General features: G+C 48.6%; 12 protein-coding genes. 2 read left to right on the forward strand and 10 right to left on the reverse strand.

The features are described 5' to 3' along the window. Window positions 1-351 precede the first annotated feature (351 nt). Window positions 352-1,677, reverse strand: a complete 1,326-nt coding sequence (locus Q0257_RS02170; protein ID WP_298020998.1) for a tetratricopeptide repeat protein — start codon at window positions 1,675-1,677, stop codon at window positions 352-354. 147 nt (window positions 1,678-1,824) lie between these two features. Between Q0257_RS02170 and hisD the strand changes: the two genes are divergently transcribed. Together hisD and Q0257_RS02180 are read left to right on the forward strand one after the other, a co-directional pair. Continuing rightward, window positions 1,825-3,114, forward strand: a complete 1,290-nt coding sequence (gene hisD, locus Q0257_RS02175; RefSeq protein ID WP_298021001.1) for a histidinol dehydrogenase — start codon at window positions 1,825-1,827, stop codon at window positions 3,112-3,114. Window positions 3,115-3,453: 339 nt separating this feature from the next. Next, window positions 3,454-3,744, forward strand: coding sequence for a DUF5339 domain-containing protein (locus Q0257_RS02180; protein ID WP_298021003.1), 291 nt, complete (start codon window positions 3,454-3,456; stop codon window positions 3,742-3,744). Between the two features lie 93 nt (window positions 3,745-3,837). Here the strand turns inward: Q0257_RS02180 and Q0257_RS02185 are convergent, their stop codons facing one another. The 9 genes from Q0257_RS02185 to Q0257_RS02225 form a co-directional block, all read right to left on the reverse strand. After that, entirely contained in the window at window positions 3,838-4,095 is a 258-nt protein-coding gene (locus tag Q0257_RS02185) for a hypothetical protein (protein ID WP_298021006.1), read from the reverse strand. Between the two features lie 169 nt (window positions 4,096-4,264). Next, window positions 4,265-4,954, reverse strand: a complete 690-nt coding sequence (locus tag Q0257_RS02190; protein WP_298021009.1) for a YbaK/EbsC family protein — start codon at window positions 4,952-4,954, stop codon at window positions 4,265-4,267. A 584-nt stretch (window positions 4,955-5,538) separates the two neighbouring features. After that, complete coding sequence (locus Q0257_RS02195) at window positions 5,539-5,952, reverse strand: hypothetical protein (protein WP_298021012.1); 414 nt, start codon at window positions 5,950-5,952, stop codon at window positions 5,539-5,541. Between the two features lie 17 nt (window positions 5,953-5,969). After that, on the reverse strand, window positions 5,970-6,395 hold the full coding sequence (locus Q0257_RS02200) for an ecotin family protein (protein WP_177387827.1): 426 nt from the start codon (window positions 6,393-6,395) through the stop codon (window positions 5,970-5,972). A gap of 68 nt (window positions 6,396-6,463) precedes the next feature. Then, on the reverse strand, window positions 6,464-7,195 hold the full coding sequence (locus Q0257_RS02205) for a hypothetical protein (RefSeq protein WP_298021017.1): 732 nt from the start codon (window positions 7,193-7,195) through the stop codon (window positions 6,464-6,466). Between the two features lie 62 nt (window positions 7,196-7,257). Further along, window positions 7,258-7,512, reverse strand: coding sequence for a hypothetical protein (locus tag Q0257_RS02210; protein WP_298021020.1), 255 nt, complete (start codon window positions 7,510-7,512; stop codon window positions 7,258-7,260). A gap of 473 nt (window positions 7,513-7,985) precedes the next feature. Continuing rightward, window positions 7,986-8,333, reverse strand: coding sequence for a hypothetical protein (locus tag Q0257_RS02215; protein ID WP_298021023.1), 348 nt, complete (start codon window positions 8,331-8,333; stop codon window positions 7,986-7,988). A 160-nt stretch (window positions 8,334-8,493) separates the two neighbouring features. Further along, window positions 8,494-9,045, reverse strand: coding sequence for a hypothetical protein (locus tag Q0257_RS02220; protein ID WP_298021026.1), 552 nt, complete (start codon window positions 9,043-9,045; stop codon window positions 8,494-8,496). 15 nt (window positions 9,046-9,060) lie between these two features. Further along, window positions 9,061-10,500 carry a hypothetical protein gene (locus tag Q0257_RS02225; protein WP_298021029.1) on the reverse strand — a complete coding sequence of 480 codons (1,440 nt, stop codon included), beginning with the start codon at window positions 10,498-10,500 and terminating at the stop codon, window positions 9,061-9,063. Window positions 10,501-10,694 lie beyond the last annotated feature (194 nt).

Raw genomic sequence — 10,694 nt, forward strand, 5'->3', positions numbered from 1 at the left:
GCGAACGCTACGAATTAGCGGCTCGCCCTTAACGGCTCGCTAGAAATTTTAGCCCGCAAAAAAGAGGGCTTAAAATTTTAAAATTCTTAAAGAATTAACGGCTCATCTGAAATTTCAACGGCGGCGGAACGCATCCTTTTATTTTGGCGCAAATATCGTATTTGGCGGCTTGCTAAATTTTACGCACCGCTTACATAGCATCTACCGCAGCGGAATGGGTTTAAATTTTAAGTCCGCGTATTTTGACGCGCTTTTAGTGTTGCCCTGCGGATGATATAGTTTAAATTTAGACCTTTAAATTTAAGCCGCAAATTTAAGCGGATTTCGCGAGCGGTTTAAAATTTAAATGGATTAAAAGCCTTGTTCGTTTAGTTTTTTATAGTTGTCGCAACCAAGTTGATCACCCAAATCGCAAGCCTTGCTGAAGTATTTTTTTGCCATACTTATATTCTGACTTATGCCTTTTCCTAAATAATATGAAATTCCGATATTATAGCATCCGCTTCCATCTTTTAAATTGCAAGCTTTTAGATATAGTTCATTTGCCTTTTTATAATCTTGCTTTACGCCTTTGTCAGAGCTATACAAAACTCCTAGATTATAGCACCCTTTGCCATATTTCAAATCACAAGCCTTAGAATATAACTCATTTGCTTTATTATAGTTTTGTTCTACACCTTCTCCTTGTTCATATAAAAACCCTAGATTGTTGCATCCTGCGTCATATTCTAGGTCGCAAGCTTGAGAATATAGCTTGCTCGCTTTTTTATAATCTTTATTTATGCCTTTGCCGTGTTCATATAAAATTCCAAGATTAGTACATCCTATGCCATATCCTAAATTACAAGCTTTAGAATACAATTCACTCGCTTTTTTATAATCTTGTTTTTCATATAAAGCCCCTAGATCATTACATCCTAACCCATATCCTAGATTACAAGCTCGAGAAAGTAAGTTTCTTGCTTTCTCGATATTTTGTTTTATGCCTTCGCCTAAATAGTGTAAGACTCCAAGATTGTAACATCCTTCGGCAATTTCTAAATCGCAAGCTTTAGAATACAATTCGCTTGCTTTCTTATAGTCTTGTTTTATACCTTCGCCCGAGGCGTATAAGAGCCCAAGATTATTACATCCTGTGCCATGTCCTAAATCACAAGCTTTAGAATATAATTCACTAGCTTTTTCGAAGTTTTGTTCTACATCTTTTCTTGAGTCATACCAAAGCCCTAATATATAGCATCCTTCGCTATATCCTAGATTGCAAGCTTTAGAAAGTAATTCATTCGCTTTTTTGTCGTCTTGCTTTATAGACGTACCTAAATAATATGAAGCTCCAAGATTGTAACATCCTTCGGCAACTTCTAAATCACAAGCTTTAGAATAGAATTGATCCGCTTTTTGGTAGCTTTGTTTTACGCCTTCACCTTTTTCATATAAAATTCCAAGATTATGGCAGCTTTCGCCATGTTTTAAATCGCAAGCTTTAGAATATAGCTCGCTTGCTTTTTTATAATCCTGTTTTATATTTTCTCCGAAGTAATATGCGCTACCGAGATTTGCACACGCCGATGCATCGTTATTGTTGCATTTACTTTGCAGTTCGTTTTCATTAAAATCGCTCTGTTTTGCCACTACTAAAGTCGCCGTGGCAATCAGCGCTAAAAATATCTTTTTCATACATCGCTCCGTTTAAAATTTCGGCTATTTTATTTCATTTTCGCTTAATCTTTTGAAAATCGGCGAGCTGTAAATTTACATCGCCGCGAACTTAAAGACGAAATTTAGCAAAAAGCGTTAAAATTCCAAGCATTACAAGGAGCAAAAATGAAAATTTTAAAAAGTACGAAGGCAAATTTCAAAGAGGAGTTTGCAAGGCTGGTGTGCCGCGGCGAGATGGATATGAGATCGGTAATGCCCGTCGTAAGCGGCATCATCGAAGATATCAGAGCGCGCGGCGATGAGGCGCTAGCTGAACAGATTGAGAAATTTGACAGATGGCGCGTGCAGGGCGATCTGGCTATCACGCAAGAGCAGATGAGTCTCGCGTATGAAGGCTTAACCGCAGAGCTTAAGAATGCGCTTCGGGTCGCATACGAGCGCATCTACGCCTATCACGAAAAGCAGCTTGAGAGAAGCTGGTTTAGCTTCGATCCAAGCGGCGCGATGCTCGGGCAAAAGATCACGCCGGTAGATCGCGCGGGGCTATATATCCCGGGCGGCAAGGCGGCGTATCCGAGCTCGCTTCTGATGAACGCGATCCCCGCAATCGTCGCGGGCGTGGAGGATATCAGCGTCTGCACTCCCGCCGTGGGCGGCGTCGTAAATGAGCTACTGCTCGCGGCTATGCATGTGCTGGGGATCAAAAAGGCCTACAAAGTGGGCGGCGCAAGCGCGATCGCCGCGATGGCATACGGTACGCGCACGATCGGTAAGGTCGATGTCATCACGGGTCCTGGGAATATCTTTGTAGCGACCGCCAAAAAGCTCGTGTTCGGCGATGTGAATATCGATATGATCGCGGGTCCTAGCGAGGTGGGTATCATTGCAAACGCCTCGGCAAATCCGCGCAACATCGCCGTGGATCTGCTCAGCCAAGCCGAGCACGACGAGATCGCGAGCAGCTTTTTGATAAGCGACGATGAAAAATTTGCTCTTTGCGTCGCTGAGCATATAGAGCAGCAGCTTCCTACGCTCGCGCGTGAGCCAATCGCTCGCGCCAGCGTCGAAAACAAAGGCGCGATCATCATCGCGCGCGATATGAGCGAGTGCGTGGGGCTGATGAACGAGCTTGCCGTCGAACACCTAGAGATCGCGACTGAGAACGCCTACGAGCTGCTTCCGCGCATACGCCACGCAGGCGCGATATTTTTGGGTCATTATACGCCCGAGGCGATGGGCGATTATCTCGCAGGCCCTAACCACACGCTGCCGACCGGCGGAAGCGCGCGATTTTTCTCGCCTCTGGGAGTTTATAATTTCATCAAACGAAGCTCGATCATAGCGCTAAATAAGCGCGCCATAGACGAGTTAGGGGGTGCGTGCATGGCGCTAGCGGATGCCGAGGGGCTCGGCGCGCACAAAAAATCGGTGCAGATTAGATTTGATGAGAAGTGATTTTGCGCTGCAGCCCCAAGAGGCGGTGGGGGCGGAATTTTAAAAAGCACTGGCGGTAGTTGCGAAACCGCGAGCCGAAATTTTAAAATTTTAAGTGCCGCGATGTGCTAAATTTTAAAAGCATTGACGGTGGGAAGTAAAGATGTAAAACGATAGGGTCTGAATTTTAAAATTTAAAGACGAGTTAAATTTTAAAAAGTATCAGCGTTGCGACGAGAGTAAAATTTTAAAATTTCAAAGGCGCTATAAATTTAAAAAACAGTCGCATTTGAGTAAATTTTAAGGTAAATTTGCCAAGCCAGATGCTATACTTTCGTTGATTTTTTACAAGGAGAGAAAATGAAAAAATCACTTTTAGTTTTGGCTAGTTTTGGCTTTGCGCTAAGTCTTAGCGCCGCAGATCTTTCAGATAGCTGCAAAGAGTACTTCGCAGATCTTGATAAGATGGTTGATACCTACAAACAAGCGGGTCAAGAGCAGCAGGTCAAGATGTATGAGGATCAAAAAAAGCAATCGATGGATCAGATTGCTGCGCTACCTAAAGAGCAGCAAGAGGCTACTTGCAAGCAAGCCAAAGAGATGTTTAAGCAGATGATGGATCAGATGAAACAACAAGGCGTTATGAAATAAACGCCCTGTCTGCATTCGCGGCTAGTCTCGGCTAGCCGCTGTTTTAAATTTACCCATACGCTGGCGTTCGCCGCCGGATTTTAACTTCAAATTTTATCTTTTCATACACAGTGCGTTTATGCGTCTTGGTTTTAAACATATCGCCTTTGATATCGTAGTTTTTATTACGTTGCCGCTCGCTGCGGAAAATTTTGCGAGCTTGAAAAATTTTGCGGTGCCTTTGTTTGGATTATACAGATCGCCTTCGAAGAGCATAAAGAGAGCAGCGTTTAAAATTTCTTCGTAGGCGTGGCGTTTTCCAAGCGGTATTATTGCAGGCAGTGCAAATTTCACGTCCGTCGTTACGCGCAAGCGCCGCCGTAAAGGGCACAGTTGCGCTAGCTCGCACCACCGATGAAAACGTTTCGTTGTGCCGCGAATGAATGAGCTTGCGATGAGAATGTACGTTACTGCGCCGAGTGCGGGCTGGCTACGATAAAGTCACGCCGTTGCGCTAAGTAGAGCAGGCTTATTCTTCGTCCTATGCCTCTTCGGTGAAGCTAACGATGCGCGGAGCCGCGATACGCGCGTAATCCTGCGCGTTTAGGATGATCGAGTGATCGAGCAGACCCGCGTTGAAAGCGATCTCTTCAAAGCGTCCGAACAGCGACGGATCGGCGATTAGCAGCAACTTATCGTGGAAGCTAAAGGGCGGCACTGAGCCGATGACGCAGTCCGTGAGATCGCCCACTTCATCGGGGCTTACGAGCGATGCTTTTGTGCCGCCGAGCCTCTCTGCCAAGCGCTTTAGATCGGTTTTATGATCGGCTGCGAAGACCGCTAGGACGTAAATTCTGCCGTTTCTGCCCGCGGGTTTGTCGCTAGGAAGCTTCAGCTGCTGCGGCACGTTGGCGCAGATTTGATCGGCGGTTAAAGTTAAATTTCCCGCGCAGGCGCCGTTTTCGCAGCCTTGAGCGCTCGCAACGCAGGAAGAGTCGGGGTTTTGCGCGTCATCGGCGCTTACTAAATTTAAATTTTGCGCGAAAGAAATTTGCCCATCCTTAAATCCCTTGATCGTGCAAACCAGCGCCTTGGCGCCTTGTCCTAGCTGTGTGCCGCGGGCTTTGGCGACTTCTGCGGAGGTGCCCGCGCTTTGGTGAGCTACTACGCGGAAGTGCGCGCCCTGCTGCGTCAAAAGCTCTTTTAGGCTTTCAAAAATTCTCTCTGACATGCTCTCTCCTTGTTTTTGCGAAATTATACTGAAATTTTAACTAAACGACGCATCGGCGCCAAATTTTGCAACCTCGCCACTTTTGTTGGCGCAATGCTTGCCGCCGCCGCATAGGCTTTGTATGTCGCGCATTTTACGGCTAAATTTTTAAAATTTAAAAGGCGGATAGGCTGAAGGCGCGCTAAATTTTACGGCCGCAATCTACGCAGAAGCGCGATGAGGTCCCGTCGCGCATAAAATTTACGCAAAGCCCGCGGTAAAATTTCGCGGTTAAAATTTGTGCAAAGGCGCAGCATAGTTTTTAAAAAGGGCGGTTAAATTTTCTACGCGCAGTTCAGCTCTTGCGAGCGATTTGACTTTTGTGAGCAGTTTGGCTTTTGCAAGTAGTTCGGCTAGTCGGCTCGTTTGCAAACGGCTAGGCTTTCCTTGCGGCGCGGACATCTATAGGCAGGGCTTAAAAGCAGATCGCGTATCTCTTTTGCAGGCGGTTAGGCTTTTCTGCGTGCACGCACCCGTGCGACGACCTGCCAAAGCCCTGTATCATTTCGCAGCTCCTTCCGCCACGAAAACGACGCCTCGCTCATCTATGAAAAGACGTAGCGCATCGCCCCCTCGCCGTTTTGCACGAGCACAATCTCCTCCGCTTCTTTGTGCGCGGTTAGGCGCAGCGCCGTGCCGACGCAGCCGTAAAAAATATCCCACGTCCCGCTTGCGGGCTCATAAATCCTTATCGTCGTGCCGTATTCGGCGTCCGGTTGCGGATTTGCGAGCCGCTGCGCGCGCGAAGGCACGATAAAGATGTCCTGCACCGCGGATCCGTCCAAAACCCGCGCGAAGAGCCACTCGCCTCTGACTTCACGCGGCGTGCCGCTCTGCAGGCCGTCCGTCCACCATATGTCCCAATCGCCGATGAGCGGTGCGAAAAAATCGTGCTCGCTCGGTATCTTTGCGCTCCGTGCGTCGCTGCACAGAGCCTTTGCAAATCCGCTTTTTTGCATTAACGCTCCTTGCGGAATTATTTCATCTTGCGGATTTTAGGCTCTTTGCTCTCTACGAGTTCATAAATTCTAAGCTCGACCTTGACGTCTTTGGGCGCTAAAATTCTAATTTCACCGCCGTCGTAGGCGAATGGATGCGTGAGCTCGTAATAGATCCGCTTCTTTTGCTTCTTGCCGTCGCATAGCATCAGCGTTTGAGCAAGCTCATCGCCGCCGCTAAACTCGTAATAAAGCCCGTCCGAGCCCTCTTTTTGCTCTATTTTGCCGCCGATCAGATACGCGTCGTTGCAGTCGGCTTTAATCTCTTTCGAAAAGATCGCTTCGACCTTAAACTGCTGCGGCGGCATCTTTGACGGCGTTAGCTGAAAGACGTTTAGCTGCTTTTGCGCCTCGCCGCCGAATAAAAACAGCGGCAATAGGAAAAATAAAACGCTTTTTCTCATACTTTGCTCCTTGAAAAGATATTTTTATTCAAAATTTTAGCGAAATTTTTACTCATTATTCTGAAATTTCAATCGACTTCGTTTTTGCCTACAATACAGATGATGTCTTTTAGCGCCTCTGCCTCCGTTTTTAACGCCCCGCTATCGGTTTTTTGCGCGGCGCTCCTTTTGTTTGCTAAATTTTTGCTAGAGCTTTGCGGCGAGGGTTTTTCGCGCGAGTTTAAAGCCTTGACGACGTCGCGCGATATTTCGCCCTGCGTCTGCACGGCGGAAATTTCGCCGCTAGCCCCGCCAGCCTTGCTCGTGCGGCGGCTTAGCACGCTTTTGACGCTTATCTTTTCGCCTGCGTAAAACGCCTCGCAAAGCCCGCCTTGCGCCTCATAGTCCGTTACTTTGACGCTGCCCTCTTGAAATTTGTAAAATTTCACCCATTTTGCTCCTCGTAGCTCCCGAGCTCCGCGCCATACGTCGCTCTGCGCGTCAAGATCCGCGAGTACAAATGCGCCGTCTGCCGCCTTATACATATTGCCGAGCCTTATCGGTATCCGTTCGCCGCTCTTTTTGGTAAGCACGAAGCCGATCTTTTCGCCATCTTTTGGGCTCTGGCGGAACTGTTTGGAGAAAAACGCCGTGAAAAATGCGACCTCCTTGGTCTCGCCGTCGGTGTCTAGGTATCTCGTCCAGCCATCTTCGGGCACGTCGATCTCGGCGACGTCTCGCCCGTCTTTTGCGCCGCATTTTAAGCCCGCGCAGCCGCTAAGCGCTAATGCCGCAAGCGCGGCTAAAAATAAGTTTTTCATATCTTCCCTTCAAATAAATTTTGGCTCAGAGCAGGGCGCTCAGGCACGTAATCCGTAGGGCATTATTTTAGGCTTGTGGGATAGCCGCTAAATTTTTCGATCCAGCCGTCCTCGCCGTAGAGCTCGCCGCAAAGCCCGTCCGAGAGCTCGGCTAGATTTTCGCCCGCCTCGTCCACAAGCCGCCAGCGCTCGCTTTGCTCGAAAAAATTTAGCGTCTCATGCAGGACGTGATCGGTAAGATGCGCGCGCAAAGCGTCCTTAGCGCCTCCCTCTGCTGCGGCGAAAAGTCCGCTATCGATGCATACAGCCGCTCGCATCGCGCTCCTTTCATCCGCCCGCTCATGACCGCATCCAACCACGCCAGTGACCCGTCTCTGAGCTGCCGCACATACTCTCGCCCGAAACTCTGCAAAACATCCATTTTTCACTCCTTGCGTTTAAATTTTTAAATTTTTGGCGCCTCGCCTAAATTTAGATCGAAATTTACTTCCTAAGCCCGTTTAAGCTTTTTGCGTCCTAAATACGGCGCGCCGCATTCACCTTTTATAAAATTCTACTTAGCGAGCGCCGTTTTTTATCGTTTGCGCTGCTATTTTACCGCGCCGCAAAATTCGCGCTGCACCTCAAAGCCCAGCGCCGTTTAAATTTTAAAATCCGAAAGCTCGCGACCGAAATTTTAAAATTTAAGGCTCGATGAAATGCGTTTCGGCGCGATGGTATGCGCCGCTTGAAACTTTAAATTTTAAAAACTCGTACTTCGCCTCAAAGCCCGCTAGCGGGACTAAATTTATCAAGCCGATGTCGCCCAGATGCGTAAAAATCGCTGCCCGCTCGCCTCAAACGAGCACTCCTGCCAGTCCCAGTCGTTCTCGCCGCCCATTGCGAAATTTTGAGGCTCGTCCGATAGCCCTGCCGCGCTCAAAGCAGCCGTTATCCGCTCTTTCATAAAATCATCGGGCTTGCTCGGCGTAAATTTTTCAAATTTTATCTCGTAAAGGGAGGCGAGTCCAAAGTCTGCGCGCACGAGCTTGCCGCACTCCCGCGCAAACTCCGCCGCGCTACATTCGTGCTTTGGGGCGTAGTACCAAACCTCCAGCTCCTCGATGCTTTCGCCCTCAAATTTTATGGATTTTATCATTCTGACTCCCATTTTGCTCATCGCGGTGGTTTAAATTTCATCGCTTAAAATTTCACTTGCCTCATACGGCGCAGGTCTTACGCGCAAGATAAAACCTTCGCCATTTGGCGCGAGTGCGCTGTGCGATCAAATTTTAAATTTAATCCGCCGCGCTTTGAATTCAGACGCCGAAGTCCGCCCGCATCCCCTCTTTGCCCTTCGGCGTAAAATAGCAAACGACGTAGCAGAGCATTCGGTCTTTGCAGTCGTATTTGGCTTCGAGGCTTTCGATAATGCGCGCAAATTCCTGCGGCTGCTTGTCCGCAAAGGCGCCTCGTAGCTCCTCTGCGGCGATATGTCGCGGACTAAGAAGCAGATACGCCGCGCCGCCGTCCTCATCCTCGCTGATGGCGCGTAAAATTTCATCATTCGCGCGAACCCGCCAATGTTCTTTACCGTCCCACTCGCGCAGGCTCAAAAACGTCGTGCCGCCGTCAGCGTCCAAAGCCTTTTCGTTTGGAATTTGAGCGCGTAAGGCGCCTTCATTTAAGCTCTCCTCGCTCGCGACCTCGATAAAAACGTCCGTGCCGAGCAGATAGCTGGTCCGCTCAAACTCGCTTTCGTACTCCCAGCCGTCAAATTTAGCGGCAAATTCGCGCACCCGCTCGTCCGCTTCACAGCCGAACATCATCGCGTCGCTATCTGAAATTTTAACGATATAAGGCTCGTTCATGAGACTTTCCAAATTTTATTGCGGCTCGCACTTTCCGTAAACCCACTCGCGAGTTTCGTTTAGCTTAAACTCGCCGTCCTTTAGAAAATACTGCTTGCTGCTTTTGATCGCGTTTTTGCCCGCGGCTATGTAGTCGCCGATGAAGCCGCGATCCAGGACGTCGTGCGCTAAAATTTCAGGCTCAAAGACGTTTTGCGTCCTTTGCGTCTCGCGCCATTTGCCGCTCTCATCAGGCTCGCGCAGGGTGATGGAGATGTTATTGCCCGCTTCGTCGTAGTCGTAGATATACTCGTACTGCTTGCCATCGGAGGCCGTGCGATTTTTTATCACGTTGCCGCGCGCATCATAGCTAAACTCGTTTTCAAACACGACCTCCCAGCGTTGCGATTCCTCGCGCCAAAGCACGGTTCGCTCGCGTAGAGGCCTACTCTCCTCGGTCTCCTCGTGCACGTTTTTGTAGTACTCCCTCCACTCGTTTTTTGCGGAGTCCCAGCGCGATCTTAGCTCGCTAAAGCGCCTATACTTATGCTCGATTTTGTATAAGGCCTTTTCGTCGCGCTGCCATGTGCCGTTCTTCCATATAAAATTTATCTCGCTGCGCGTCCCGTCCGCTGCCGTAAAGACGGTATGTTTTGTAAGCGGCACCCATTTGCCGCGCCACGCGTAGCCTTCGGAGCCCGCGTAAACATCGCCGTTGTAATGGTATATCGATTTTTCGTACGGCACCCATTTTTTCGCTTTGGCGTTCCATTCATAGGTCGCTACGAAATTGTTTCTGTCGCTTTCATCGATAATTCTTTTAGTAAGGTACGTCGGCGTCCATCTGCCCTTTTTTAGCGTGAAATTTTGCAAAATTTCCGTTTTACCCTCGCGCTTTTCGACGGCTTTTTCACCCTCGTATGGCTTGCTGTCCTTTTGCAGGCTGAAATAAATTTTTGAGCCATCCTTTGCGATCTCCTGCTTGCTTATCGCCGTTTCGCGAAATTTGTTTGTATTCGCGTCCCAGTCGTATTCGACATTTTCGATCTCGCGCTCGCCGCTTTCGTCAAATTTGCTAAAGCTTTTCGATACGGACACCCCCTCTTCGCTGCTCTTTTTGTAGATTTTTTCTAGGCGGCGGGTTTTGGCGTCGTAGTTTTGGCTTACTTCATATTCGTAGCGCGGCACGGCGCCGCCCTCTGTTTTATAACTCGTCTTTTGTAGGCAAATTTTATCCGTTCGCGCTTTGAAATTTGATGCCGTTTCGTGCGTCTCGCCCGTCTCGGCCGCGCCCGCAGGCATCGCAAGCGCTAATGTCGCCGCCAAAATAAAGCCTGCTAAAACCGCCGTCCGCGCCCTCGAATTTACCGCCGTCCGCGCTCTAGAAGCGCCCGCCGAAATAATCGCTCGCGCCTTTAAATTTAGCGTTGCAAAATCTGCCGCATCCTCGGGTAAAATTTTAAAAACATCTCTCATGATCGCTCCTTTATCTGAATTTTAAATTGCGTTTATCGCTTTATATCCTCGCTCGAAAAAACTCTCTTGCCTTCGTAAATTTTTTCATAGCGGCTTAGCTTGCCCTCTTTGAAATAGCCGATGAAATAGCTCGCCGATTTTTCGGCCTGCTCTTGCGAAATTTCATCGTAGAGATAAATGGGGCCCTTTGATTT

The organism is uncultured Campylobacter sp., assembly GCF_938018035.1.
GTDB lineage: Bacteria > Campylobacterota > Campylobacteria > Campylobacterales > Campylobacteraceae > Campylobacter_B.

Bases quoted from the DNA above. Each gene is read 5' to 3' on its own strand.
- Q0257_RS02190 (WP_298021009.1), bottom strand. From the start codon at position 4,954: ATGTCAGAGAGAATTTTTGAAAGCCTAAAAGAGCTTTTGACGCAGCAG.
- Q0257_RS02210 (WP_298021020.1), bottom strand. From the start codon at position 7,512: ATGCGAGCGGCTGTATGCATCGATAGCGGACTTTTCGCCGCAGCAGAG.
- Q0257_RS02205 (WP_298021017.1), bottom strand. From the start codon at position 7,195: ATGAAAAACTTATTTTTAGCCGCGCTTGCGGCATTAGCGCTTAGCGGC.
- Q0257_RS02215 (WP_298021023.1), bottom strand. From the start codon at position 8,333: ATGATAAAATCCATAAAATTTGAGGGCGAAAGCATCGAGGAGCTGGAG.
- Q0257_RS02200 (WP_177387827.1), bottom strand. From the start codon at position 6,395: ATGAGAAAAAGCGTTTTATTTTTCCTATTGCCGCTGTTTTTATTCGGC.
- Q0257_RS02220 (WP_298021026.1), bottom strand. From the start codon at position 9,045: ATGAACGAGCCTTATATCGTTAAAATTTCAGATAGCGACGCGATGATG.
- Q0257_RS02180 (WP_298021003.1), top strand. From the start codon at position 3,454: ATGAAAAAATCACTTTTAGTTTTGGCTAGTTTTGGCTTTGCGCTAAGT.
- Q0257_RS02195 (WP_298021012.1), bottom strand. From the start codon at position 5,952: ATGCAAAAAAGCGGATTTGCAAAGGCTCTGTGCAGCGACGCACGGAGC.
- hisD (WP_298021001.1), top strand. From the start codon at position 1,825: ATGAAAATTTTAAAAAGTACGAAGGCAAATTTCAAAGAGGAGTTTGCA.
- Q0257_RS02170 (WP_298020998.1), bottom strand. From the start codon at position 1,677: ATGAAAAAGATATTTTTAGCGCTGATTGCCACGGCGACTTTAGTAGTG.
- Q0257_RS02225 (WP_298021029.1), bottom strand. From the start codon at position 10,500: ATGAGAGATGTTTTTAAAATTTTACCCGAGGATGCGGCAGATTTTGCA.